This window comes from Streptomyces sp. NBC_00207 (assembly GCF_045160965.1).
In the GTDB taxonomy this organism is placed as follows: domain Bacteria; phylum Actinomycetota; class Actinomycetes; order Streptomycetales; family Streptomycetaceae; genus Streptomyces.
The window spans coordinates 8,330,619-8,356,214 of sequence record NZ_CP130715.1 but is presented as its reverse complement, the minus strand read 5'-3'; the positions used below and the strand labels follow the sequence as shown (position 1 = coordinate 8,356,214).

Here is a 25,596-nt window from a genome sequence, read left to right as displayed (position 1 = left end):
TCCGGCCACACGAACTCCGGTGCTGCGCAGCCGGGTCCGTTCTCTCACCCGAACCGGCCGTGGCAGGCCGCCGCACCCCCTCCCGTACGAGCGTCGCCCATGCCCATCGCGGCAGCGAACAGCCCTATCGAGGAGAAGAGTTGATATTCCGCAAGCGACACAGAGCGGTCTCGGCGGTGGTCGCCGCCGGCGCCCTCATCGCCGGGCTGACCCAGGCCGCGGCCCCGGCCCCGGCCCGGGCCGCCGAGAAACCCCTGCCCGCGCCGGCCCCCTCGGAGCCGTCGGAGGTACCGGCCGGCGACCGCGCCGGACTGCTCGGCGGGGACTGGAAGAAGTCCGCGGACATCGCCTGGACGACCAGCTCGGACGCGCAGGGCCTGCACCTCCTGACGGCACCCGAGAACACCGGTTACGCGTGGAGCACGGTCGCCTCGCTGTCCGAGCCGGGCTTCGAGACGGACTCCTGGATCGGCAACACCTGCGTCACCGGTTCGGGAAAGCGGGCCGTGGTCGTCTACGCGCCGCGCACCTTCACCAACACCCCCAAGCTGATGGCCCGGGGCGCGTTCGCCGCGGTGGTGGAGCTGGACACCGGGCACGTCACCAAGCTCCCGGTCCAGGTGTCCCTGTCGTACTACAACCCCGGCTGTGGGACGGGCGAGGACGCCGTGCTGACGCAGTCCGGAGGCGAGGACAAAGCCTCGACCCGCCTGTTCCGGCTGGACACGGTCACCGGCACGCTCTCCGGGCCCATCGAGACCTCCGGTCAGATCACCTCGTCGGTACCGGTCTCCGACGGCTCCGTGCTGGGCGCGGCGGGTGCCCAGATCGTCAAGATCGACACCAGGGGCCGCAAGACGCCCGTCGTGACCACCGACACGGTGCCCTACCGCCTGAACCCCGACGCCGACGGCGGCATCGTCTTCCTGGACCGGACGCCGGAGAACACCGCCCGCGTCAAGCGGGTCGAAGCGGACCGGATCAGGAACCCCCAGGCCAAGAAGGCCCCGCCCGCGCTGCTCGCGGAAGGGCCGGTGAACGACACCGGTCTGACGCGGAACGCGGGCACCGTCTACCTGACGGGCAAGGCCAGACCCGTGTCCGGGAAGAAGCTGCCCCGGACGGTCCGCCACCTCGGCGGCGTACCCATGGACGCCACGGTCTCCACCCGGGGCGAGGCCGTGCTGACGGGCACCTCGTGGGCCGACGGCCAGGGCGCCCTCGTGCACGGCGCCGATCCGTCCGGGGGCCGTCCCGTCCACGTGCGGATGACCGTCGTGGACAGCGGCGGCGCGACCGGGTTCACCGTCGACCCGGCGAAGCGGACCGGCCCGCGCATCCAGGAGGGCCGCGAACGCACCCCGGCGCTCGCCTCCCCCAAGGCCAAGGCCGACGGCGGGGCCGCGGCGAGCCGGGCGGCCGGTGCAGGCGACACCGGCGCCTCCGCCTCCGCCTCCGGGGCCGCATCGGCAGCCGCAACCGCCGGCGGGCGCAACGAGGTCGTCGAGTCCGAGCGCGTGTGCTCCGTTCCGCGCAACGACCCGGGCAACCAGGCCATGCAGCCCAAGCCGCGTCAGGTCGAGTGGGCCGTCAACCAGGCCATCCGCGGGAAACTCAACACGCACGTCAGCCGCCCCGCGAACTGGAAGAACCTGGGCATGCCGGCCTACCAGCCGCAGACTCTCTTCCCCTATCCGTCGGACCTGCTCGGGGGAGCGACGATCCCGGCCCAGGTGATGCTCGGGATCACCGCCCAGGAATCCAACATGTGGCAGGCCTCGCGCGTCGCCGTCCCCGGTGTCACGGCCAATCCGCTGATCGGCAACTACTACGGCATCGACCTCTACGACGGGAACCCGGCCAACGACTGGGACGTCAACTGGGCCGAGGCCGACTGCGGTTACGGCATCACCCAGGTGACGGACCACATGCGCATGGCCGGACGCGAGGACGGGCACGGCGGAGCGGCCTGGGACTACCAGAAGCAGCGCGCGGTGGCCCTGGACTACACCGCGAACGTGGCGGCGGGCCTGCGGATCCTCGCCGAGAAGTGGCAGCAGACCAACGGCGCGGGCCTGAAGGTGAACAACGGGAACTCCGCCAAGCTGGAGAACTGGACCTTCGCCCTGTGGGCCTACAACTCGGGCTTCTACCCCGACAAGGGCGACGGCTCGCCCTGGGGTCTGGGATGGGCCAACAACCCCGCCAACCCCGAATGGGACGCGGCCCGGTCCCCCTTCATGGAGGACCCCCTCGGCAACGAGGACCCCGCCGACGCGGCGCGCCCGCAGCACTGGCCCTACCAGGAGAAGGTCCTCGGCTTCGCGGCGCACCCGCCGGCCTTCCTCGAATCCCCCGGCAAGATGGTCCCCGCCTTCATCAACGCCTCCTGGAACGGCACGCCGGGTGACGCGACCGTCGCCGGCTCGGCCCTCCAGAACCGGGCCAGGGTGAAGCCGCCGGAGGACCTCTTCTGCACCCCGCTCGACAACAGCTGCGACCCGACGAAGATCGGTGACGGCGCCTCGAACAACACCGGAGCCGGTCCCTGCATCCGCGACGTGGACTACAAGTGCTGGTGGCACAAGTCCGTGCAGTGGAAGGCCGACTGCGACTACTCCTGCGGCATCGACTTCACCCGGTTCCCGGTGACCTGGCCCGAGGAGGCCGACGGCACCGCCTACCCGCCGAACTGCACGACCAGCGGCCTGCCCGCCGGTGCGCTCATCGTCGACGACGTGCCCCAGGGCACACCCGTCATCAGATCGGGGTGTTCCAACAGTTCCTGGACCAACCAGGGCACGTTCACCCTCGACTTCGGCCCCGGTGAGAACGCCTGCTCGCTGTGCTACCAGAGATGGCCGGCCAAGGTCGATCTGCACCAGCTCGGTGCGGGCTTCGGCAGCCACTTCTACTTCGGCCACACCCGGCAGGCCGATGCCAAGGGCGAGCGCCTGAAGACCACCGGCAGCTGGAAACTGGGCCGGACCCTCCCCGAGAAGCAGGCCAAGGTCTTCGTCCACCTTCCGGACCACGGTGCGCAGACGGCCGTGGCGGAGTACGAGATCGTCACCTCCACCGGAGTCAAGAAGAAGAAGGTGAACCAGAAGGGCACCTCGAACCGCTGGGTGGAACTGGGTCTGTACCGCTTCAAGGACGTCGAACCCGAGGTACGGCTGACCACCATCACCTCGGACGGCACCGGGGACCAGGACATCGCCTTCGACGCGGTGGCGTTCCTCCCCGGACAGTTCGCCGGAGTGGACATCACCCTGCCGGAACCGGACACCAACGCCGCGAACGTCGACTGGAACAGCATCAACGGCGGCATCAAGATGCAGCCGCCGGTCGGTGTCGCAGTCGCGCCCACCCTGCCGCAGGGCACCGGTGCCCTGCAGGCCGCCCCGACGGCCCTGCCGGAGAAGCGGAGCGCTGCCCCGAAGACCGGTGACCTGAAGTGTTCCGCGCCGAACGCCAGGGGCATCAAGGCCTGTTCACGGATCCTCTCGGGTGAGGAGGCGGCGAAGAAGGCCGCGGCAAGTCCGCCGAAGTTCTCCGTACTGGCCGCCCAGGCCGGCGACCTGCTGAACACGTGCCCCCTGGTCAACGAGCTCAACTCGTACACGCGCTTCGAGTCCTGCTTCCGATTCGTCTACGAGTACTTCGCCGTCGCCGGCGACGGAAGCTCGGTCGGCGAGGCCCGCTTCGACATGTACCACCAGGTCAAACTGGAGCAGAAGTCGGGGCAGTTCAAGCAGCAGCTGAAGGTCATGGCGATCTCGATCGACCCCCAGCTGGTCAACATCACCTTGGACATCGGGCTGAACTGCCACGACGCCTGCACCTCGGCCCCCGAGCAGTGGAGCGCCTCCCTCACCTGGGTTCCCGGCGACGCCCACACGTCCACGGCGACGCGGACGCACACCTGGAACAACACCTCGACGACGAAGACCTGGGACCCCCTCGCCCTCGACTGGAGGTACCAGGGCTTCACCCCCGTGGCGGGACCCAGCGCGGTGAAGGTGACGGCCGACGACCTGCTCATCCAGTGCGACAACTACGCGATCACGAACACGTCCGGATGCACCTTTGGGACGTACAGCCCCACGTACCAGTTCAACTCCGCGAAGTACCCGGCGGCGGCCGCGCATGCGTGGCTGGTACAGGAGATGCTGCCGGGCCACCCCGGCTCCAAGAAGCATGGCAAGCCCATGAACTTCCTGCCCAACACGGACAAGGGGGCGTTGAACAAGTACAAGCGTGACACGGAGGACAACCGTAAGGTCATCTGTCCCACGTCCTACACGTACCACCCGGACACGACGCTCCTGCACGAACTCGTCTCGACGGGCACTCCCGACGTCATGAGCTGTGACGAATACGCCTTCGCCGGCACCTACCAGTCGGCGGGCATGCCCGCGGCGATGCAGGGGCGCAACCCCGTCGGGTCCGGGGACGAGTGCCTCCAGACGGTGGCCCACCGTGTCGTCCAGGGCACGTGGAAGCTATCCGACGACGACCGCGCGGATTTCCCCGGTTTCACCGAGAAGTGCGGCCGCTCATCGATGTCCCAGTGGACCAACGGTGGCTCGATGAATCGTTTCTACGGGTTCGCCCAGCACTTCCGGCTGCAGGACACCGACGAGTACTGGGTGTCCGTTCCCGGTTTCGAGCACTGCAACGTCAGTGCGCCGCTCGCCCGGTGCACCATGTCCATTCCGTGACCTGAGCCGGCCGGAAGAGGGGCTCACGGCCACGTGCCGTGGGCCCCTCGCCCGTCTACTCCCAGCTCAGCACATCGTCCTTCACGAGGGGGGTACGGCGCTGGATCGGCGCATCGCCCCCTTCGAGGGCGTGGGTCAGCTCCTTGAAGTAGGCCCCCAGGGAGGGCCAGACACCGGGACTCGCGCCCTCGCCGAAGAAACTTCCCACACTGCCGAACGCATCACCTTCGCGCAGGTCGAGGAACTCGACGCCCCACGCGTCGTGGTTGGCCGCGAACGGGAACCACTGAGGATGCCACCACGTCCCCAGCACGTCCTCGCCGTCGATCATCCCGGTCAGGCGCCGGCCCACCTGCATCGCGTCCTCCAGCGGGAGAAGTCTGCGCTCCGACGGCAAGAACCACCCGGCCTCGATGGCCTCGGCGCCGTCGTGGGCCTGATAGAGACTCACGAGCTCGGGTGCCAGCCGCACTCCGTACTCCCCGCCGGCATGCTCGAGCGCCGGCCTCGCGGCGGGCGGGCGCAGCGCGGCCATGCTCCGCGGCGCCAGAACACCGAGATGCTCGGTGAACAGGGACAACTCGGCACTGAAGGAATCCACTCGGTCTCTCCTCGCCCGGAGGTACGCGGCACCTGTGCCGCCATCGTAGGGCCGGTCCCCGCCATCCGGCGGCCGGGGCGGCCAAGGGGTCGGTGGTCCGGCCGGATCGCCTCCGGACAGCCGGTGTGCTGCATTCGTTCCGAGAGACGTTCCTGCCGAGACAACCGATGGGAGCGCTCTCTCGTCTAGAACTTCTGGTGGGCCGGCTCCCGTTCTCCACTGACGTCACACCCCACCCCTGTTCCCTGTCGCCGGCCCTTTCCCCCCATTTCGAGAGGTTCCGTGTCATGCCCATGGTCGGTTCCGGCTTCAGCGTCCTGTCCGAGGACTTCGCCGCCGCCCCCCACCGCTTCTTCGCATGGCTGAGGGAGCACGCACCGGTGCACTACGAGCCTGCGATCGACAGCTACTTCCTCTCCCGCTTCCAGGACGTGAAGCGGGTGCTCACCGACCACGAGGCGTTCACCACCGAGACGCTCCAGGTGCGCGCCGAACCGGTGATGCGCGGTCCGGTCCTCGCCCAGATGACCGGCGCCGAGCACACCGCCAAGCGAAAGATCTTCGTCCGCGGCTTCACCGGACAGGCTCTTCAGGACCAGACGCGCGCCGTCCACGCCAACGCCGCCGAGCTCATCGCCCCCTTCCTCCCCCGGGGGCGGGTGGACCTCGTCAACGACTTCGGCAGGCCCTTCGCCGTGCAGATGACGCTCGACGTCCTCGGCCTGGACAAGAAGGACTGGCGGCAGGTGGCCGCCTGGCACAGCGGGGTCGCCGAGTTCATCACCAGTATCGTCCTCACTCCCGAGCGCCGCCGGCACTGTCTGGACTGCGCCGAGCAGTTGGAGGCCTACCTCGTCCCGGTCATCGAGCAGCGGCGCCGCCGCCCGGGCGAGGACCTGGTGTCGAAGCTGTGCACGGCCGAGTTCGACGGCAGCACCATGAGCAACGGCGAAGTCACCGCGCTGATCGTCAACGTTCTCGTCGCCGCGACCGAGCCGGCGGACAAGACGCTCGCCCTCCTCTTCAGGCATCTGATCAACCACCCGGAGCAGATGGCCCGGGTGCGCCGGGACCCGGCGCTGCTGCCCGCCGCGATCGCCGAAACCCTGCGCTACACGCCGCCCGTCCAGCTCATCCCCCGACTCGCGGAACGGGAGGCCGTGTTCGCCGGTACCACCGTCCCGCCCGGCGCCACCGTCTTCTGCGTGATCGGCGCGGCCAACCGCGATCCCGACGCGTTCACCGCACCGGACACCTTCGACATCGACCGCCCCGACCTGGGCGCCGCCCGCTCGTTCACCGCCGCCGCCCAGCACCTCGCCTTCGGCACCGGCCTCCACCAGTGCGTCGGCGCCGCCTTCGCACGCGCCGAGATCGAGACCGTCACCGCGATGCTCCTGCCCCTGCTGGACCGGGTCCGCTACAGCCCCGGCTTCCACTACGAGGAGACCGGCCTCTACACCCGCGGTCCCGTCTCCCTTTCCCTGGACTTCACCCCCGTCCGCGAAGGCGGCACCGGCCACGGCTGACGCCCACCCCCGCCAGGATCCCCACCCCTCACACGGAGAAGACAGCGATGACACCGACCGACATCACCCGAGCCATCAACGACCTGCTGTTCACCCCCGACCTCGACCTCGACACCGCCATAGAGCGGCACTTCACCCCCGACTACCGCCAGCGCACCAATGGCGTCTGGAGCGACCGGGACGGCTTCACCCAGCACATGACGCGGCTCCGCTCCCTGATCCGCAGCGGGCACGTCGAGGTCCACGACGAACTCCGCGACGGGCTGCGCTACGCCGATCGGCACATCGTCACCCTCACCCGGAACAACGGCCGTACGTCCCGCACCGAGGTCTACCTCTTCGCCCGCTTCGCCCCTGACGGCCGCTTCCAATGCGTCGAGGAGACCACCCTCCTGATCACCGGTCACTCCGACGACGAGAACCTGGGACTCATCCGGTGACACCGGGCGGGCCCCTCTCCGCGCGTCAGAGAGGGGCCCGCCGCGCCGGGGTGCCGGATGCGGCACCACCGCGCACGCGTACACGGCACGAGCCAGGCCGGCCGGAACGGGCCGGCGCAGGGAGAAGGAGGAAAGGGAGCCGCCATGGTGTCCATGGGAGAGAGACTGAGCACCGCGCGCGTCAGGGCCTTCATCGGCCGCGACGAGCAACTCGCGCGATTCGGCGAGGCTTTGGCCGGTGATCCGCAGGCGCCGTTCGCGTTCTACGTGCACGGGCCGGGCGGTATCGGGAAGTCGACGCTGCTGCGCCGTCTGGCGGACCACGCCCGTGCGGCGGGCCGGCTGCTCGTCGAACTCGACGGCCGCTTCGTCAGCCGGGACCCGGCCGATTTCGAGCGCGCGGCCGGGCCCTTCCTGGACGCGCCCGGCACGGTCCTGGTCGTGGACTCCTTCGAGCACTGCCAGTGGCTGGAGAGCTGGCTGTGGCACCACTTCCTGCCCCGTGCCGCGGACGGCGCCCTGGTCGTCCTGGCCGGTCGGCTCGCACCGCAGCCGCAGTGGGCCGCCGACCCCGCCTGGGCCGGCCTCCTGCACGTGACCGAGCTGGAACCGTTCTCCGAGGATCAGGCGCGGAACCTGCTGACCGCGGCGCAGCTGCGGCCCGAGCTGGCCGACCGCGTGCTCCGCTTCGCCGGGGGCAACCCGCTGGCCCTCTCGCTCGCGGCGGCCGCGGGATCGACGGGCTGCGGCGGGGAGGAGATCTGGGCCCCCTCGGCGGACGTCCTGCGCACCCTGCTGGCGGGGCTGATCGGTGAGGTGCCCACGGCCGCTCACCGCCGCGCCCTGGAGGTGGCGGCACAGGCGTACGCGACCTCCGAGGAGCTCCTCTCCGCAGTACTGCCCGAGGAGGACGCCCACCTCCTGTTCTCCTGGCTGAGGGACCTGCCGTTCATGGAGTCCACGCACCGTGGGCTCTACCCCCACGACGCGGCACGCGAGACCCTGGCCGCCGACCTGCGCTGGCGGGCCCCCACCGCCTTCGCAGCGATGCGCCGGCGCCTGGCGGAGGAGTACCTGCGCGTCCTGCGGGAGGCGCCCGAGGAGCGGGTGTGGACCGTCACCGACGAGCTCTTCTACCTCTTCCGGGAGGGCGAGACCCTGTCGCGGCTGCGCACCTGGTCCCGCGAGGACGAGGTGCACGACCGCCCGCTGCACCCGGGCGACATGGCCGTCGTCCTGCGCATGGCAGCGGAGACCGAGGGGGCGGCCTCCGCGGAACTGGTCCGCTACTGGGCGCAGCGCCAGCCGCAGGCCTTCAGCGTCTACCGCCTCGTGAGCACGGGCCGCATCGTGGCGTTCACGGCCCGGCTCGCCCTGCCGGCCCCTCCGGACCCCCAGGACCTGGCCACCGATCCCGTCGTCGCCGCGGCGTGGGAGCACACCGACCGGACCGCTCCGGTGAGCCCCGGCGAACACATCGGCATCAGCCGCTTCTCGATCTACCCGGAGCGCTACCAGGTCCCCTCGCGCGTCATCGACCTGAGCAGTTCCCGCGCCCAGGCGGAGTCCGCCCGTGCCCGCGGCCGCGCCTACGGCTTCGCCGTCTTCCAGGACGCCGAGACGTGGGCCGAGCGCGTCCGGGGCACGCTCGGCGACACCGGGGCGCGACCGCGCGTGGGTGAGCACACCTACGGACTGTTCTGCGTCGACTGGCGCCGGGAATCCGTGGAGGCCTGGCTCCGCCGCTTCATATCGGCCACCGAGGTACCGGTCCGGGCGGCGCCGCCGCCCGTGTCGCGCGCCGGGTTCGACCAGGCCGTGCGGGAGGCACTGACGCACTGGCGCGACGCGGGTGCCTTCGCCGCCGGCGCGCTGATGCGCTCCCGTCTCGCGGCCGACCTCGCCGATCCCGTCGAGGAGTTGCGCGCCCTCGTACGCCGGGCCGTCGACGACCTCGCCCGGGACCCGCGCGGCGTGCGGGCCCGCGAGGCCCTGACGGCGGGCTACTTCTCGGGTGCGCCCACGCAGGAAGCCGCGGCCCGCCGTCTCGGCCTCCCCTACGGCACCTACCGGCGCCACCTGCGCCAGGGCCTCGACCTGCTGTGCGAGGCCCTGTGGCAGTGGGAACTGGACGGCCCCGGCAAGGCTCCGTAGCCGGAACCCATGCGGCTGCTCAGGGCCGATGGGCACGTGCGGACAGGAGTGGACAGTCCCCACGCGTTCTCGGCCTGGAAAGTGGACACCGCCCCGCACGAGTCTGTGCGCCATGAACCTCCCACGCACACGGACGGCCCCGGCGCCTCCCGCACCTCGGACGGGAGCCGCGCTCGCGGCCCTCGCCGCAGCCCAGTTCACGGTCATGCTCGCCACCTCGATCGTGAATGTGGCGCTTCCGCAGATCGGCGCCGGGGTGGGTCTGTCGGACGGCGGCACCACCTGGGTGGTCAACGCCTACGGCCTGGCGTTCGGGGCGCTGCTCCTGGCGGGCGGCCGGGCGGCCGATCTCCTCGGGCGCCGCAGGGTGCTGGTCCTCGGTCTCGCGGTGTTCTCCGCGGCCTCGCTGACGGCGGGACTGGCCGGCTCCGCGGGCGTGCTGATCGCGGCGCGTGCCGTTCAGGGCCTCGGTGCCGCGGCCATCGCCCCGGCCGCGCTCGCCCTGGCGATGGGCCTGTTCCCGCCCGGCCCCGGGCGGGGCAGGGTGCTCGGGGTGTGGGGCGCGGTCTCCGGTGCGGGAGGGGCGGGCGGGGTTCTGCTGGGCGGTGTGCTGACCCAGGCATGGGGCTGGCCCTGGATCTTCCATTCCGTGGCGCTCGGGACGGCTCTGGTCGCGGTCGCCGTGCTGGTCCTCGTGCCACGGACGGCCGGCCGGGTGGCCGGGCGGTTCGACCTGCTGGGCACTGTCGTCGTCACGGTCGCCCTGACCTGCCTGGTCTGGGGACTGACCACCGCACGCGGCGCCGGCTGGACGGACGCCGGGGTGCTGGGCTCGCTCGTCGCCGCCGCCGTGCTGCTCGCGGCCTTCGCCCTGATCGAGCTCCGACGGCCGGACGCACTGCTGCCGCCACGCCTGTTCACGACCGGCCGGGTCGCCGCGGGCAACCTGCTGATGGCACTGCTCGGGTCGGTGTGGATCGCGTTGTTCTTCTTCCTGCCGCTCTACCAGCAACAGGTCCTCGGCTCCAGCCCACTGGTCACCGGCGCAGGCCAACTCCCGCTCGCAGCAGCCAACATGCTCGGCGCGGCCCTGGCCCCCCGGATCTCCCGGCGCATCGGCGCCACCACGACGTTGACCGCGGCCCTGTTCACCGAGGCGGCCGGCCTGCTGTGGCTGTCCCGGATCAGCGCCCACGGCAGCTATGCCACAGACGTGCTCGGTCCGGGCATCCTGATCGGCCTGGGCCTGAGCATCGCCTTCGTCCAGCTCACCTCGCTCTCCGTGGAGGGTGTCCCGCCCCAGGACGCGGGGCTGGCCGGCGGACTGGTGAACACCACCCGCCAGGTCGGGGGTGCGATCGGCCTCGCCGCCCTGGCGACCCTGGCCGGTTCCGTCACCGCACACGCCGCCGTCCGGCAGCCGCGCCTGGAGGCGCTCACCGCCGGCTACCGCACCGCCTTCACGGTCTCGGCCTCGGTCATGGCCGCCACCGCGCTCCTGGCCCTCTTCCTCGCCCGCCGCGCCGGCCCGGACACCACGACGCCCTCCACCCGCCCGGCCTCCGACCCGCACGCCTCCCCCCGTCTCTCGCACGTCGGCTGATCCGACGGATCGGCCGCACCCGTCACCTCCGCACCAGCCACCTCCGCACCCGTCACCTCCGCTCGCCTCCGCACCAGGACAGGAAGCACAGCCATGATCACCATCGATGAAACCGCCCCCGCCATCGCCCGCCTGAGCACCACCATCGACGCCCCCCTCACGACGGTGTGGGCACTGCACACCGACATCGCGGCCTGGCCCACCTGGAACCCGGACATCGACCAGGCCGAGCTCGACGGCCCGCTGCTGCCCGGCCGTTCCTTCAGCTGGCGGACCCACGGCCTGGACATCACCTCCACCGTGCACGAGCTGGTGCCCGGCGAGCGGATCGTGTGGGGCGGCCCCGCCGACGGCATCACCGGCATCCACGTATGGACCTTCGAGCAGAGCGGCGGCCACGTCACCGTCCGCACCGAGGAGTCCTGGAGCGGCGCCCCCGTGGAGGCCGCCGCCGACCAGCTCACGAAGGCACTCCACGACTCCCTGGAGAACTGGCTCTCCCACCTCAAGTCGCGTGCCGAACAGCCCGCCTGATCAACCATCACATCCAGCGAAAGAGGCTTCCTGACATGACTGCCGACAAGCCCTACCTGAGCGGCCACTTCACGCCCGTCGCCGAGGAGGTCACCACCACCGGCCTGACTGTGGAGGGCACCCTGCCCACCGAGCTGACCGGCCGGCTGCTCCGCAACAGCCACAACCCCAAGCCCGGCGTCACCCCCACCCACTGGTTCAAGGGCAGCGGCATGGTCCACGGCATCCGGCTGCGCGACGGCCGCGCCGAGTGGTACCGCAACCGCTGGGTGCACACCCCCGCACTGGACGGGGCCCCGTACATGACGGAGAAGGGCCCCGACCTGACGGCCAGCGCCGCCGGCACCCACATCATCGAACACGCCGGACGCCTCCTCGCCCTGTGCGAGGCCAACCTCCCCTTCGAGCTCACCCCGGAACTGGAGACGATCGGAGCCCACGACTTCGGCGGCAAACTGCGCACCGCGATGACCGCGCACCCCAAGCAGGATCCGGTCACGGGGGAGCTGCACTTCTTCGGGTCCTCGCCGTTCCCGCCGTTCCTGACGTACTACGTCGCCGACGCCAAGGGCGAGATCGTCGACAGCGCCGAGGTCCCGGGAGCGACCGCCTCCCTCAAGCACGACTTCGCCCTCACCCGGAACCACGTGGTCTTCGTCGAAGGCAACGTCACCTTCGACCCGACCGAGCACTCCGGCATCCCGTACAGCTGGAGCGACCAGCAGCTCTCCCGCATCGGCGTCATGCCGCGCGGCAACGACGGTGCCCGCCGCATCCGCTGGTTCTCCATCGAGCCGGGCAACATGCTCCACGTCTCCAACGCCTACGAGGACGGCCGGGGCCGCATCGTCCTGGAAGGCCCCACCGTGGACCGCGAGGGGTTCCGGCTGTCCTGGAACTGGTGGGTCGGGGCTCCCGGGCGGGGTTCCGAGCCCGTCTCCCGCTCCTACACGCGCCGCTGGGTGGTCGACATGGCCTCCGGTACCGTCGACGAGCAGATCATCGACGACCTCGCGGTGGAGTTCCCGACCCTCAACGAGGCGTACCTGGGCGCCGAGAACCGCTACCAGTACGCCATCGCCTTCCCCGACGAGAAGGGCTTCGGCGGCTACGGCGTCGTCAAGTACGACCGCACCACCGGCGCCCGCCGCATCCACCAGGCCGGCGACGCCCGGATGCCCGGCGAAGCGGTGTTCGTCCCCGCGGCCGGGGCCGCCAACGAGGACGACGGCTACCTCCTGACCGTGGTCTCCGACCTCAAGCAGGACGCCTCGCAGCTGCTGGTCCTCGACGCCTCGGGCCTCGACCGGGTCGCCACCGTCCACCTGCCCAACCGGGTGACCGCCGGACTCCACGGCTCCTGGATCCCCGACACCGAGGGCTGACACGGCGCTCCGTCCCTCCGGGCGGACCGTGTGAGGCGCTGTCAGAGCCCCGTCCCAGGATCACCCCAGGCCGGTCGCATCGTCACCGTCCCCGGATGCGGCTCCCGGTCGCGCCCGGGGCGGTCCGGTGCCCGGCCCCGGCCGCCCCGCCCCGCCCGGGGCGCGGCGCACCGCGAAGGGGTGCGGATGGACATCGACGACGTCGCGGAGACCTGGCGCCCCACCGCACCGCCGTCGCGGCAGACCTGATCGTGCACGGTTTCCCTGGTCGTGCGCGACCTGGTCTCCTGAGGCTCGGTGTACGTCGGGAGCGACCTGCGGGCGGAGGGCGTCGTCTACGGCTACTCCAACGACTTCACCTTCGAGGTGGAGGTGGAGTCCTACCACCCGCCCAAGGCGCAGCTCCGGGCCGCCCGCGACGTCTTCCTCCCGCAGGTGGACGACGGCGGCGCGAAGCGGGCCGGGAAGGGCCTGCCGCCGAAGCTGCGCCGCCCGAGCCACCAGCGGGTCTGCCGCCGACTGCGGGAGGGCAAGCCGCTGTTCCACAGCGTGTAGGGCGTGCGGGCCCCGCCGGGTCGGCCGGCGCCCCGCAGGGGCGGGGGTCAGGTACCGGTGAGGTGCTCGGGGCGGACCGGCGTCTTGTTGAGCTCCAGGCCGGTCGCGTTCCGGATCGCCGCGACGACGGCAGGGGTGGACGACAGGGTCGGAGCCTCGCCGATGCCGCGCACCCCGTACGGCGCGTTCGGGTCGGCCAGTTCGAGGTAGTCGACCGGGATGGTCGGCGTGTCGAGGATGGTCGGGATCAGGTAGTCCGTGAAGGAGGGGTTGCGCACCTTCGCGGTCTTCGGGTCGACGATGATCTCCTCCATCACGGCGACGCCCAGGCCCTGGGTGGTGCCGCCCTGGATCTGGCCGACGACGGAGAGCGGGTTCACCGCCTTGCCGACGTCCTGGGCACAGGCCAGTTCGATGACCTTGACCAGGCCGAGCTCGGTGTCGACCTCCACCACCGCCCGGTGCGCGGCGAAGGAGTACTGGACGTGGCCGTTGCCCTGGCCGGTCTTCAGGTCGAAGGGCTCGGTGGGGCGGTGCCGCCACTCCGCTTCGATCTCGACGACCTCGTCCCCCAGGACGTCCACGAGGGTGGCGAGGACCTCGCCGCCGTCGGTGACGACCTTGCCCCCCTCCAGGAGGAGTTCGGCGTTCGCCCACGCCCGGTGCTGCGCACCGAACTTGCGGCGGCCGATCTCCAGGACCTTCTCGCGGACGATTTCGCAGGAGTTCTTGACGGAACCGCCGGTCATGTACGTCTGGCGGCCCGCCGAGGTCGAACCGGCCGAGCCCACCTGCGTGTCGGCGGGGTGGATGGTGACCTGCTGGACACCCAGCTCCGTACGGGCGATCTGAGCGTGGATCGTGACACCGCCCTGGCCGACCTCCGCCATGGCCGTGTGGACCATCGCGACGGCCTCGCCGTTGATGGCCTCCATGCGCACCTTGGCCGTGGAGTAGTCGTCGAAGCCCTCGGAGAAGCCGACGTTCTTGATGCCGACCGCGTAGCCGACGCCGCGGACGACGCCCTCGCCGTGGGTGGTGTTGGACAGGCCTCCCGGCAGGGCGCGCACATCGGCCTCCCCCTCGGCGACGTCCCACTGGCGCTCCGGCGGCAGCGGGCGGGCCTTGACCAGGCGCAGCAGCTCGGCGACCGGGGCCGGGGAGTCGACCCGCTGACCGGTGGGCATGATCGTGCCCTGCTCCATGGCGTTCAGCTGCCGGAATTCGACCGGGTCCATGCCCAGCTTCGCCGCGAGCCTGTCCATCTGGGCCTCGTACGCGAAGCAGGCCTGGACGGCGCCGAAGCCGCGCATCGCACCGCAGGGCGGGTTGTTCGTGTAGAGGCCGATCGCCTCGATGTCGACGTCGTCGATGACGTACGGGCCGACCGAGAGGGACGCGGCGTTGCCGACGACCGAGGCCGTGGACGACGCGTAGGCACCTCCGTCGAGCACGATCCTGCACTTCATGTGCGTCAACTTGCCGTCCCTGGTGGCGCCGTGCTCGTAGTGGAGCTTCGCCGGGTGCCGGTGGACGTGTCCGAAGAAGGACTCGTAGCGGTTGTAGACCATCTTCACCGGCTTGTCCGTGCGCAGCGCGAGCACGGAGGCGAGGATCTGCATCGAGATGTCCTCGCGGCCGCCGAACGCGCCGCCGACGCCGGCCATCGTCATGCGGACCTTCTCCGGCGGCAGGCCCAGGACCGGGGCGATCTGCTGGAGGTCCGAGTGCAGCCACTGGGTGGCCACGTACAGGTCGACGCCGCCGTCCTCGGACGGCACCGCGAGGCCGGACTCCGGGCCGAGGAAGGCCTGGTCCTGCATGCCGAAGGTGTACTCGCCCTCGACGATGACGTCGGCGCGCCTGCGGGCCTCTTCCGCGTTGCCGCGGATGATCGGCTGGCGGTGGACGATGTTCGGGTGCGGGACGTGAGCGGCGTGGTGGTCGTCGCGGTTCTCGTGCACGAGCACCGCGTCGGGAGCGGTCGCCGAGGCCTCGTCGGTGACGACGGGCAGCTCCCGGTACTCGATCCGGATCTTCGCGGCGGCGCGGCGCGCGGTCTCCGGGTGGTCGGCGGCCACGAGGGCGACCGGCTCACCGTGGTGGCGGACCTTGCCGTGGGCCAGGACCGGCGTGTCCTGGAACTCCATGCCGTAGTTCTTCATCTCGGCCGGCAGGTCGTCGTACGTCATGACCGCGTGGACCCCGGGCACGGTCAGGGCCTCGGACGTGTCGATGGACACGATCTCGGCGTGGGCGACCGTGGACCGCAGGATCTGGCCCCAGAGCATGTCCTCGTGCCACATGTCCGAGGAGTACGCGAACTCACCGGTGACCTTCAGGGTGCCGTCCGGGCGCAGCGTCGACTCGCCGACGCCGCCCTTGGTCCGGGAGCCCTGGGTGACGTTGGTGGGAATACCCGTGGTGGTGCCAGCCATGATCAAACCGTCTCTTCCTGATGTGCCTGGTGTTCATGGTGTTGCTGGTGTTTCTCGTGTTGCTGACGTTCCCGGCAGAGAGACTCCGCCCTCGTCAGTGCCGCGACCCCCGTGCGCGGCATGCGCAGAAGTAGACAGCGCGATCAGGGGGTCGAGGCAGTCACGGATCGCTCAGTACCGGCTTGTCAGCCGCCTGTGGACAACCGTGCTTTCCCACTGCCTCACGTCGGTGAACTGCAGCGATGCACGTACGGGAACTCGGGACGCGTGAGAGAGTGGCGATCATGCGGCTACGTGAACTCCTGGGCGCCGACGAGCTGGGGCTGCTGCTGCTCGTGGGCCGGGACACCGACGGCGACGTGCTCGATCGAGCCATCCGCGCTGTCCCGACCATCGACCTGGCCGACCCCGCCCGCTTCCTGACCGGCGGTGAACTCGTCCTGAGTGAACTCTCCTGGTGGCGGAAGGACGGAGACGCCGAGGCCTTCGTGCGCATCCTCGACCGGGCGGGTGTCGCCGCCCTCGCCGCCGGCGAGGCCGCGTACGGATTCGTCCCCGACGACCTCGTGCGCGCCTGCCGACGCCACGGCCTCCCCCTCATCGCCGTGAAACCGGAGACCTCGTTCGCCGCGGTCACCGAACACGTCCTGCGCCGTCTGCCCGGCCGCCACGCCGGCGACCTCGCCGCCGTGGTCGAACGCCACCGGCAGCTCCTCACCGGCCGCAGTGCCCCGGACTCCGTACTGGAGCTGCTGCGTCACAGCCTCGGCCTCGACGTGCGCGTCCTGTCCGTGACCGGACGTCAGATCGCCGGGCCCCGCCCTCCCCTGCACGCCAGGACGGCGACGGCACTGGCCGGGAGGTACCTCGCCGCGCGCCGCGCGTGCGAGGCGGCTCCCCATCGGGTCACGCTCGCGGACCGGCTCTACTCCCTCGTGCCGGTACGCGGCGCCGCCACGGGGTCGGCACCGTCAACCCCGCCGGGCGGAGCGGAGCACGCCGGCGAGCTCGGTGACTGGCTGCTCGTCGTGGAAGCCGACACCTCGGCCTGGCCCCCGGCGGACACGGAACTCCTCGACCGGATCGTCGAGCTGGTCGCCGACGCGCGATCCGCGCACGACCGGGCGAAGGTCGCGCTGAACGACCTGGCCCGCCAGCTCCTCGACCTGCTGCACAGCCGCGTCCCGCCCGACGAGATCCCCGTCCGGCTGAGCAGCACCGCGCAGGCCGTGGTCAGCCAGAAGGACACCTGGCAGCGCTGCCAGTTCGTGGTCGCCCGGGCAGAGTGGCACGCAACCCGCCCCATTCCGGCCCCGGCCCTGCGCGTCCTCCTGGAGGAGGCCCTGATCCAGCCGGACGGCCCGGTGCCGGTCTCACCGGAGGACATCGCCGCCACCGTCGACGACGGACAGGCCGTGCTCTTCGTGCTGGTGCCCGAGCCCACGGACGGGCTCCCCGAACCGGCCCTCGACTGCGCGGCCCTCCAGCGCAGACTCGCCGGGGTGCTCGCGCGCTGGCTCGGCCCGACGGGCAGCATCTCCGTCGGCGTCAGCTCTCCGGTGGCAGCACCGGGCAACGCACGCGGAGCACTCGATGCGGCCCGCACCGCGCTGCGGATGGCCCACGACGGGCCGGAACGGGTGACCGTGCGCGGCCCCGACGACCTCACCTCGCACGTCCTGTCGCTCCTGCTCCTCATTCCGGCCGAGGCCCGGCAGGCCTTCGCAGCCCGTCTCCTCGGCCCCCTGCGCGACCACGACAGCCGTCACCGGACCGACCTGCTGAACACCCTGAAGACGTTCCTCGACTGCGACGGATCCTGGACCACGTGCGCCGACCGACTCCGCCTTCACGTCAACTCGCTGCGCCAGCGCGTGGCCCGCATCGAGCAGCTCACCGGCCGGGACCTGGCCCGGCTCGAGACCAGGCTGGACTTCCTCGCGGCCTTGAAGGCCTGCTGAGTCGCCCGCTCGAGCCGCGTCAGCCTCTGGTGGGGCCGCCTTTCGGCGGGGAGTTGAGCATGGTGTCGAGGTTGCCGGTGATGCGGGCGAGGAAGTCGCGCAGCTGGACGTGCTCGGCCGGGGTGAAGCCGGTCAGGGACTCCTCGTCGATGCCCGCGCGCAGCTGCTGGACGGGGCCGCGGATCGACTTCGCCTTGGATGTGAGGCCGACCAGGGCACGTCGGGCGTCGCCGGCCAGGTCACCGCCGTCGGACCCGGCGTCGAGGCCTTCGGCCCGGGGGACGAGGTCTTCGGCATGGCCTGGCCCCACACGTTCGGCCACGGTTCCTTCGCCGAGTACATGACCGCCCCGCAGGACACCGCACTCGCCCTGCGGCCCGAGGACCTCGATCCCGTCTCGGCGGCTGCCCTGCCCATGACCGGCGGCACCGCGCTCGCCACACTGGACTGGCTGGAGATCAAGGAAGGGGAGACCCTGCTGATCATCGGCGCCACCGGCGGCGTCGGCTCCTACGCCGTCCAGCAGGCCCGCGCCCGGGGCGCCCGTGTCATCGCGACCGCCGCCGCAGACGATCACCCGTACGCCCGCTCCCTCGGCGCGGCCGAGGTCATCGACCACCGCACCACGGACGTCGCCGACGCCGTGGCCGCCGCACACCCCGACCGCATCGACGCCGTGCTGGACCTCGCGAGCGACCGCGACACGCTCGCCGGCCGCATCGCACCGCTGCTGCGCAAGGGCGGACGCCTGGTCTCCACCGTCTTCGCCGCCGACCCGGAAGCGCTCGCCGCGCACGACGTCACCGCGGTCAACTTCTTCTACCGCGCCGCCCCCGGCGACATGACCCGCCTCGCCGACCTCGTCGCCTCGGGCGACCTGCGCGTCGCGGAGACCACCGCCTACCCCCTGACGCAGATCACCGACGCCCACACGGCGTCCACCAGCGGGCACGTCCGGGGCAAGCTCGTCATCACCGCCCCCTAGGCCGTTTCCTGTGGATCATCGGCGTTGGCCCGGGGCGGAGTCGTAAGCGCACATCACGACGGCGGACATGAAACCGCGCCTGCGGACACGCGTGGCACCACTTGCCTCCCTCAGCCGAGAGGCCGTCGCGCAGGCGGCAGAACGATCCGAACGAGGCACTCTGAGGCCACGGCCTGCTGATCGGCACCGCCCTCGCGGCCGATCGCCCGGACCGAAACCGACTCTCGGCAGGTCGCACCGTCGCACGTCGTGACCTGCGGAGATGCCACTCGTTCCGACATGTGGCCCGATTCCTGCCGGCCGGCCCGAAGGGACTATTGTCCCCCGGTCACGGACGGCAATCGGATCGTCTGCCCAAACCGAAGGAACCGACATGACCGATCTGAACTCGCTGCGGACAAGCCTTGCGTCAGGTGAGCACGAGTTCGCCGACACCCTGGCCTTCATCACCGCGCATTACGAATACCAGCCGCAGGCGTTCCGCAATGGGGAACTGGAAAATGCCGCAGGTGAGAACGAGGGTTCCTGCAAGACGCTGGGACTGGCCCTGCTGGAAGGGCTGAGCGACCAAGAGGCCCTGCAGGCATTCGGTGAGCACTATCGCAGTGTGCTGGCGACGCCGAACGACACCGATCACGGCAACATTCGCAACCTCATGGCCCATGGCCTGGCAGGGGTGAGCTTCGCCGGGCAACCGTTGGCCCGCAAGAGCTGAACAGCGAAGGCCGGTCCCGCGGTCGAAGGCCGGTGGCCTGCCGCCGCGGCTGCGCAGCCGCCAGCGGTTCGCGGCCTGGTCCGCGGGATGCGGGATTCGGGATGCGGGATGCGGGATGACCGTACGGATCCCGCGACGCCGCAGGTGGCATCGCCGCGGGACCGTCCGAGGGCATGGTCGGCGGGCTCGTCGGCCGGGGCCACCTCTGGCGGGCCCACTGGGCCCTGTCCGGGGCCGAAGGCGGCAGTGCGGTGGGGCGGGCCCGGTGGCCTGCCGCCGCCACCGCACTGGCTCCGTCGGTCAGCTCACCGGGCCGAGCAGGCCGCCGGCGGGACCGTCGCCGGCCTCGCCGAGGAGGAAGCCGGTCCAGCCGTTGAGGTACTCCTCGCGGGTGATGCGGCCGTCCCCGTCCGCGTCGAGCAGGGTACGGGCCACTCGCGCCTCCTCCGCTTCCAGCCCGAAGCCGACGAGGAACGCCTCGAACTGCTCGACCGTGGCGATGCCGTCGTCGTCTCCGTCCATGGCGGCGAACTCGGCCTCCAGCCCGGGAGCGAGCAGCTCCTGGATCCGGGTGCGTCGCCGTAGGCGCCCGCCATCGCCCGGTGGAACTCGTCACGGCTGATCACCCCGTCGGAGTCGGTGTCGGCGTGCTCGCGCAGGGTCCTCCAGCAGCGGCGCCATTCCCTCAGCAGCGCCTCCTCCTTGGCCGACGAACACACTCCGGTGGCCTGGGCGATCTTCTCCGCGAGGCCGGTGAAGTCCTTCTCCTCGAGGAGACCGTTCGCGTTGGTGTCCAGGAGGTCGAAGGTGCGGTCGTAGCGGCGGGTGATCACGTCGTCGGTCATGGCTGTGACTCCTCGGTCGAGTGGGGGAGATGGAGTGGGTGGTGGAGGTAGCGGGCCGGGCAGCTCTCAGCCGTGCCCGGAGCCGAGTCGGTAGAGGTGGAAGTCCATGTTGGCGCCGTAGGGCAGGACCGGGGGCGGGGTGATGCTGCGCAGGTGCTCGGCGCCCGCGAAGGAGCGGTCGAGGGAGTCGTGCGCGATCCGGTCGTTGGTCTTGACGGCGACCAGGCACGGGCGGCCGTCGCACGAGCGGCGGATGTCGTCGAGGTGCAGCCGGGTGCCGGCTCCGATGCGGTCGAGGTTGTGGCGGGTGGCGTCGTGGACGGCCGGGTCGAGTTCGGAGGCGTGCACGGCAATGCCGAAGCGGGTGCCGAGGTGGTGGCTGAAGTTGCCCGAACCGCAGAACAGGTCCACGATCAGCGGCGCTTCACCCTGGTGCTCCCCCGCCGCCATCGAGGAGACCCTGCGCCTGGACCCGCCCCTGATCGGCTGGCTCCGCACCACCACCCGCCCCCTCACCCTCGCCGGCACCGACCTCCCCGCGGGCGCCCGCCTGCTGCTCCTCATGCACTCCGCCGCACGCGACGAAGCCCACGGCGTCCACGCCCCCGAGACGTTCGACCACCGGCGCACCGGCACACCCCCCACGCTCAACTTCGGCGCGGGCATCCACTACTGCCCCGGCGCCCGGTACACCCGCCTCGTCGCCGGCCGGACCCTCAGCGCCCTGGCCCGGGCGCTGCCCGGACTCGCTCTCACCGCCCGCTCCCCCGCTCCCCGCCCGGCCGGCCTCGTCCTGCGCCGGCCCACCCTGCTCCATGTCCGCTGGTAGCGCCACGACCGATGGCGCCGCGACTGGTTTCGCGTACGAATACCCCCGGAGGAAGCGGCCGGCATTCGTGGAATCCACCGACATCCGCTTGACCGATGAACCCGCGGCAACGTAACTTCGACCGCACCCACCCATGAGCTGCTGGAAGGAGGCGAAGCCGGATGTCGACCATCTCCGAACTGCTTCGCCTCGCTCACCAGATCGCCTGGGCTCCGGGTCGTGTAGCACACGGCTGCTGAGCAGCCCCTCGCCGGCGTGCCCGTTTTTGCGGCCCCGGCACCTTTTCATCTCTGTCACCGTTTACGGCACGCCGTCGCGTGCCGATGTGCCGCGCTCCGGGTTTCGAGCTGCGCCACTGAAATAGAAAGCTCCTGAAATGGCGACTAGGACAGTCAGATCCACCGCACGCCGGAATGAGGACGTGCCATGGTAGCGGCGCGGATCACGGTCAACGGGAAAGAAACACCGATTTCACCGGCCGCACCGCACACCACGGTGCTGGACTATCTTCGCGAGCGTGGCCTTACCGGCACCAAGGAGGGCTGTGCCGAAGGGGAATGCGGCGCCTGTTCGGTCCTGGTGGCCCGTCCCGGGGTGAACAAGCCCACGGACTGGGTGGCGGTCAACGCCTGCCTGGTCCCGGTCGCGGCACTCGACGGTCAGGAGGTCATCACCTCCGAGGGCCTCGCCACCGCCGGCGAATCCGGCACGCCGGCCGTGCTGCACCCCGTACAGGAGGAAATGGCCGTCCGCGGCGGCTCCCAATGCGGTTACTGCACACCGGGATTCGTCTGCAGCATGGCCTCCGAGTACTACCGGCCCGACCGCTGCGCACACCCGGAATCGGCCGACGGCTCCGACGCCGACACCGACGCCGAGCACGGTCCGAACGGCTTCGATCTGCACGCGTTGAGCGGCAACCTGTGCCGCTGCACCGGCTACCGCCCGATTCGCGACGCCGCGTTCGCCGTCGGCACTCCCACCGAAGACGACCCGCTGGCGCAGCGTCGCGAGCAGTCCCCGCCCGAACCGGTCGCCACCGAATACGCCCTGGACGACAGCGTGTTCCTGCGGCCCGGCACCCTCGCCGACGCGCTGCGGCTGCTGCGCGAGCGGCCCGACGCGGTGGTCGTCGCCGGAAGCACCGACTGGGGCGTGGAGGTCAACATCCGCTCCCGCCGGGCGAATTGCGTGGTCGCGGTCGACCGGCTGCCCGAACTGCGGGAGCTGCGCGTCGAATCCGGCCACATCGAGATCGGGGCGGCGCAGACGCTCACCGAGATCGAACGCCGCCTCGACGGCAGCGTCCCGCTGCTGGCGGAGCTGTTCCCGCAGTTCGCGTCCCGGCTCATCCGCAACAGTGCCACTCTCGGCGGCAACCTCGGCACAGGGTCCCCCATCGGTGACAGCCCGCCGGTCCTGCTCGCGCTGGACGCGTCGGTGGTGCTCGCCGACGCCGACGGTGAGCGCGAGGTACCCCTCTCCGACTACTTCACCGGCTACCGGCAGAGCGTGCGCCGCCCCGGCGAGCTGATCCGCGCGGTGCGCATCCCGCTGCCGCTGTCGCCGGTCACGGCCTTCCACAAGATCGCCAAACGGCGCTTCGACGACATCTCCAGCGTGGCGGTCGCCTTCGCGCTCGACATCGAGGACGGCATCGTGCGCAAGGCGCGCATCGGCCTGGGCGGCGTGGCCGCCACCCCGATCCGCGCGCTCGCCGCCGAGGCGGCCCTGGAGGGCGAGCCGTGGTCGGCGGAGACCGTCGCGGCCGCGGCCCGGGTGCTCCGGTCCGAGGGCACTCCGATGGACGACCACCGCGCCAGTGCCGGCTACCGCTCCGCGATGCTCGGCCAGAGCCTGCTGAAGCTGTACGCGCGAACCACCGAGGCGGTGTCGTCATGAGCCATTTGTCCGAGCGTCCCGAAAAGCCCGTCGTCGGGGTTTCGATGCCGCACGAGAGCGCCAACCTGCACGTCACCGGTGCCGCGCTCTACACCGACGACCTGGTCCACCGCACCAAGGACGTCCTGCACGCCCACCCGGTCCAGGTCATGAAGGCCCACGGCAGGATCACCGCGCTGCGCACCGAGCCCGCGCTCGCCGTGCCCGGTGTGGTCCGCGTGCTGACCGTGGCCGACGTGCCCGGCGTCAACGACGCCGGAATGAAGCACGACGAACCGCTCTTCCCCGACGTGGTCATGTTCCACGGCCACGCCGTCGCCTGGGTGCTCGCCGAGACCCTGGAGGCGGCCCGGCTCGGTGCGGCGGCCGTCGAGGTGGAACTCGACGAAGAGCCCTCGGTGATCACCCTGCGGGAAGCGATCGCGGCGGAGAGTTTTCACGGCGCCCGGCCCGTGATGCTGACCGGCGAGGTGGACGCCGGTTTCGACGACTCCGCGCACGTGTTCACCGGCGAGTTCCAGTTCTCCGATCAGGAACACTTCTATCTCGAGACGCACGCGGCGCTGGCCCACGTCGACGAGAACGGGCAGATGTTCGTCCAGAGCAGCACCCAGCACCCCTCGGAGACGCAGGAGATCGTCGCGCACGTGCTCGGCCTGCACAGCCACGAGGTGACCGTGCAGTGCCTGCGGATGGGCGGCGGCTTCGGCGGCAAGGAGATGCAGCCGCACGGGTTCGCGGCCATCGCCGCGCTCGGCGCCAGGCTGACCGGCCGGCCGGTCCGGGTACGGCTCAACCGGACCCAGGACCTCACCATGTCCGGCAAGCGCCACGGCTTCCACGCCACATGGAAGATCGGCTTCGACGCCGAGGGCCGCATCCAGGCCCTGGACGCCACCCTGACCGCGGACGGCGGCTGGAGCCTGGACCTGTCCGAGCCGGTCGTGGCCCGCGCACTGTGCCACATCGACAACACCTACTGGATTCCCAACGCGCGCGTCACCGGTCGCATCGCCAAGACCAACAAGGTCTCCAACACCGCCTTCCGCGGCTTCGGCGGACCCCAGGGCATGCTGGTGATCGAGGACATCATGGGCCGGTGCGCGCCGTTGCTCGGCCTGGACCCGATGGAGTTGCGTGAGCGCAATTTCTACCGGCAGGGCCATTCGACGCCGTACGGACAGCCGGTCGCCCACCCCGAGCAGATCTCCGTCATCTGGCAGCAGGTCCAGGACGACGCCGGCATCGCCGATCGCAAGCGCGAGATCGCGGCCTTCAACGCCGCGCACCCGCACACCAAGCGGGCGCTCGCGATCACCGGCATCAAGTTCGGCATCTCGTTCAACCTCACCGCCTTCAACCAGGCCGGTGCGCTGGTGCTGGTCTACAAGGACGGCTCGGTCCTGATCAACCACGGCGGCACCGAGATGGGTCAGGGCCTGCACACCAAGATGCTGCAGGTGGCCGCGACCACGCTGGGCATTCCGCTGCACAAGGTACGGCTGGCCCCGACCCGCACGGACAAGGTGCCCAACACCTCCGCCACCGCCGCGAGCGCCGGGGCGGACCTCAACGGCGCGGCGGTGAAGAACGCCTGCGAGCAGATCCGCGAGCGGCTGCTGCAGGTGGCCGGCACCCAGCTGGGTGCGAGCGCCTCGGACGTGCGCATCGTCGAGGGCGCCGCCCGCGTCCTCGGCAACGACAAGGAGCTGGCCTGGGACGAGCTGGTGCGCACCGCGTACTTCCAGCGGGTCCAGCTGTCGGCGGCGGGCTTCTACCGGACCGAGGGTCTGCACTGGGACCCGAAGGCCTTCCAGGGCTCCCCGTTCAAGTACTTCTCCTACGGCGCCGCCGCGGCCGAGGTGGAGGTGGACGGTTTCACCGGCGCGTACCGGATCCGGCGGGTGGACATCGTGCACGATGTCGGCGACAGCCTCTCCCCGATGATCGACATCGGTCAGGTCGAGGGCGGTTTCGTGCAGGGCGCAGGCTGGCTGACGCTGGAGGACATGCGCTGGGACGCCGGCGACGGGCCGAACCGCGGTCGGCTGCTGACCCAGGCGGCGAGCACCTACAAGCTGCCGAGCTTCTCGGAGATGCCCGAGGAGTTCAACGTCAGGCTGCTGGAGAACGCCACCGAGGAGGGCGCGGTCTACGGTTCCAAGGCGGTGGGCGAGCCTCCGCTGATGCTGGCGTTCTCGGTGCGGGAGGCACTGAGGCAGGCGGCCGGGGAATTCGGGCCCACCGGAGTCAGCGTGGAGCTCGCCTCCCCGGCAACACCCGAGGCGGTGTACTGGGCGGTCGAGGCGGCCCGCGCGGGTGGCGTGCAGCACGGCGGTCACGCCCCGGGCTGCAGCGAAGCCCCCGTCGACGCAAGCGCTTTGAGCAATGCCTGA

18 protein-coding genes and 2 pseudogenes are annotated in these 25,596 nt (G+C 71.0%); 14 read left to right on the top strand and 6 right to left on the bottom strand.

The features are described 5' to 3' along the window. Positions 1–140 precede the first annotated feature (140 nt). Positions 141–4,724, top strand: a complete 4,584-nt coding sequence (locus tag OG472_RS38660; protein ID WP_405942740.1) for a hypothetical protein — start codon at positions 141–143, stop codon at positions 4,722–4,724. Between the two features lie 55 nt (positions 4,725–4,779). Here OG472_RS38660 and OG472_RS38655 read toward each other — a convergent pair whose 3' ends face one another. Continuing rightward, positions 4,780–5,325 (bottom strand): SMI1/KNR4 family protein, encoded by a 546-nt coding sequence (locus OG472_RS38655; RefSeq protein WP_401606267.1) that lies wholly within the window; start codon positions 5,323–5,325, stop codon positions 4,780–4,782. 287 nt (positions 5,326–5,612) lie between these two features. Between OG472_RS38655 and OG472_RS38650 the strand changes: the two genes are divergently transcribed. From OG472_RS38650 to OG472_RS38620, 7 genes are all read left to right on the top strand, one after another. Then, positions 5,613–6,854, top strand: a complete 1,242-nt coding sequence (locus tag OG472_RS38650) for a cytochrome P450, cyclodipeptide synthase-associated (protein WP_405942739.1) — start codon at positions 5,613–5,615, stop codon at positions 6,852–6,854. A gap of 47 nt (positions 6,855–6,901) precedes the next feature. Next, positions 6,902–7,294 carry a nuclear transport factor 2 family protein gene (locus tag OG472_RS38645; protein ID WP_405942738.1) on the top strand — a complete coding sequence of 131 codons (393 nt, stop codon included), beginning with the start codon at positions 6,902–6,904 and terminating at the stop codon, positions 7,292–7,294. Positions 7,295–7,447: 153 nt separating this feature from the next. Next, a complete protein-coding gene (locus OG472_RS38640) occupies positions 7,448–9,448 on the top strand; it encodes an AAA family ATPase (protein WP_405942737.1) in 2,001 nt (666 codons plus the stop codon). Between the two features lie 112 nt (positions 9,449–9,560). Next, positions 9,561–11,051 (top strand): MFS transporter, encoded by a 1,491-nt coding sequence (locus tag OG472_RS38635; RefSeq protein ID WP_405942736.1) that lies wholly within the window; start codon positions 9,561–9,563, stop codon positions 11,049–11,051. Between the two features lie 93 nt (positions 11,052–11,144). Further along, positions 11,145–11,585, top strand: coding sequence for an SRPBCC family protein (locus OG472_RS38630; protein ID WP_405942735.1), 441 nt, complete (start codon positions 11,145–11,147; stop codon positions 11,583–11,585). A 35-nt stretch (positions 11,586–11,620) separates the two neighbouring features. Continuing rightward, on the top strand, positions 11,621–12,970 hold the full coding sequence (locus OG472_RS38625) for a carotenoid oxygenase family protein (protein WP_405833743.1): 1,350 nt from the start codon (positions 11,621–11,623) through the stop codon (positions 12,968–12,970). A gap of 297 nt (positions 12,971–13,267) precedes the next feature. Further along, complete coding sequence (locus tag OG472_RS38620) at positions 13,268–13,525, top strand: hypothetical protein (RefSeq protein WP_405942734.1); 258 nt, start codon at positions 13,268–13,270, stop codon at positions 13,523–13,525. Positions 13,526–13,572: 47 nt separating this feature from the next. Here the strand turns inward: OG472_RS38620 and OG472_RS38615 are convergent, their stop codons facing one another. Continuing rightward, entirely contained in the window at positions 13,573–15,963 is a 2,391-nt protein-coding gene (locus tag OG472_RS38615; protein ID WP_405942733.1) for a xanthine dehydrogenase family protein molybdopterin-binding subunit, read from the bottom strand. A gap of 284 nt (positions 15,964–16,247) precedes the next feature. Between OG472_RS38615 and OG472_RS38610 the strand changes: the two genes are divergently transcribed. The 3 genes from OG472_RS38610 to OG472_RS38600 all read left to right on the top strand — a co-directional run bounded on the left by OG472_RS38610 (position 16,248) and on the right by OG472_RS38600 (position 19,624). After that, positions 16,248–17,924 carry a PucR family transcriptional regulator gene (locus tag OG472_RS38610; protein WP_405942732.1) on the top strand — a complete coding sequence of 559 codons (1,677 nt, stop codon included), beginning with the start codon at positions 16,248–16,250 and terminating at the stop codon, positions 17,922–17,924. A 109-nt stretch (positions 17,925–18,033) separates the two neighbouring features. After that, complete coding sequence (locus tag OG472_RS38605) at positions 18,034–18,909, top strand: NADP-dependent oxidoreductase (RefSeq protein ID WP_405942731.1); 876 nt, start codon at positions 18,034–18,036, stop codon at positions 18,907–18,909. A 373-nt stretch (positions 18,910–19,282) separates the two neighbouring features. Beyond that, on the top strand, positions 19,283–19,624 hold the full coding sequence (locus tag OG472_RS38600; protein ID WP_401606243.1) for a HopJ type III effector protein: 342 nt from the start codon (positions 19,283–19,285) through the stop codon (positions 19,622–19,624). Between the two features lie 18 nt (positions 19,625–19,642). Here OG472_RS38600 and OG472_RS38595 read toward each other — a convergent pair. From OG472_RS38595 to OG472_RS38580, 4 genes and pseudogenes are all read right to left on the bottom strand, one after another. Further along, positions 19,643–19,831: pseudogene (locus tag OG472_RS38595) on the bottom strand (hypothetical protein); the annotation flags it as partial. A gap of 93 nt (positions 19,832–19,924) precedes the next feature. After that, positions 19,925–20,146, bottom strand: coding sequence for a hypothetical protein (locus OG472_RS38590; RefSeq protein WP_405943263.1), 222 nt, complete (start codon positions 20,144–20,146; stop codon positions 19,925–19,927). Positions 20,147–20,223: 77 nt separating this feature from the next. Continuing rightward, positions 20,224–20,469: pseudogene (locus OG472_RS38585) on the bottom strand (EF-hand domain-containing protein); the annotation flags it as partial. 66 nt (positions 20,470–20,535) lie between these two features. Further along, positions 20,536–20,880: a hypothetical protein gene (locus tag OG472_RS38580; RefSeq protein WP_405942730.1), complete on the bottom strand. Its 345-nt coding sequence runs from the start codon at positions 20,878–20,880 to the stop codon at positions 20,536–20,538. Here OG472_RS38580 and OG472_RS38575 point away from each other — a divergent pair. The 3 genes from OG472_RS38575 to xdhB all read left to right on the top strand — a co-directional run bounded on the left by OG472_RS38575 (position 20,855) and on the right by xdhB (position 25,596). Further along, a complete protein-coding gene (locus OG472_RS38575) occupies positions 20,855–21,298 on the top strand; it encodes a cytochrome P450 (RefSeq protein WP_405942729.1) in 444 nt (147 codons plus the stop codon). The genes OG472_RS38580 and OG472_RS38575 overlap by 26 nt on opposite strands. 426 nt (positions 21,299–21,724) lie before the next feature. Continuing rightward, positions 21,725–23,200: a xanthine dehydrogenase small subunit gene (locus OG472_RS38570; RefSeq protein WP_405942728.1), complete on the top strand. Its 1,476-nt coding sequence runs from the start codon at positions 21,725–21,727 to the stop codon at positions 23,198–23,200. Beyond that, positions 23,197–25,596, top strand: a complete 2,400-nt coding sequence (gene xdhB / locus OG472_RS38565) for a xanthine dehydrogenase molybdopterin binding subunit (RefSeq protein WP_405942727.1) — start codon at positions 23,197–23,199, stop codon at positions 25,594–25,596. The genes OG472_RS38570 and xdhB overlap by 4 nt, the downstream gene beginning before the upstream one ends.

What these genes read in the sequence shown, in the direction of transcription:
- OG472_RS38645 (WP_405942738.1), top strand. Translation starts at nt 6,902, where the DNA reads ATGACACCGACCGACATCACCCGAGCCATCAACGACCTGCTGTTCACC.
- OG472_RS38600 (WP_401606243.1), top strand. Translation starts at nt 19,283, where the DNA reads ATGACCGATCTGAACTCGCTGCGGACAAGCCTTGCGTCAGGTGAGCAC.
- OG472_RS38630 (WP_405942735.1), top strand. Translation starts at nt 11,145, where the DNA reads ATGATCACCATCGATGAAACCGCCCCCGCCATCGCCCGCCTGAGCACC.
- OG472_RS38590 (WP_405943263.1), bottom strand. Translation starts at nt 20,146, where the DNA reads ATGGACGGAGACGACGACGGCATCGCCACGGTCGAGCAGTTCGAGGCG.
- OG472_RS38635 (WP_405942736.1), top strand. Translation starts at nt 9,561, where the DNA reads ATGAACCTCCCACGCACACGGACGGCCCCGGCGCCTCCCGCACCTCGG.
- OG472_RS38615 (WP_405942733.1), bottom strand. Translation starts at nt 15,963, where the DNA reads ATGGCTGGCACCACCACGGGTATTCCCACCAACGTCACCCAGGGCTCC.
- xdhB (WP_405942727.1), top strand. Translation starts at nt 23,197, where the DNA reads ATGAGCCATTTGTCCGAGCGTCCCGAAAAGCCCGTCGTCGGGGTTTCG.
- OG472_RS38610 (WP_405942732.1), top strand. Translation starts at nt 16,248, where the DNA reads ATGCGGCTACGTGAACTCCTGGGCGCCGACGAGCTGGGGCTGCTGCTG.
- OG472_RS38650 (WP_405942739.1), top strand. Translation starts at nt 5,613, where the DNA reads ATGCCCATGGTCGGTTCCGGCTTCAGCGTCCTGTCCGAGGACTTCGCC.
- OG472_RS38640 (WP_405942737.1), top strand. Translation starts at nt 7,448, where the DNA reads ATGGGAGAGAGACTGAGCACCGCGCGCGTCAGGGCCTTCATCGGCCGC.
- OG472_RS38570 (WP_405942728.1), top strand. Translation starts at nt 21,725, where the DNA reads ATGGTAGCGGCGCGGATCACGGTCAACGGGAAAGAAACACCGATTTCA.
- OG472_RS38625 (WP_405833743.1), top strand. Translation starts at nt 11,621, where the DNA reads ATGACTGCCGACAAGCCCTACCTGAGCGGCCACTTCACGCCCGTCGCC.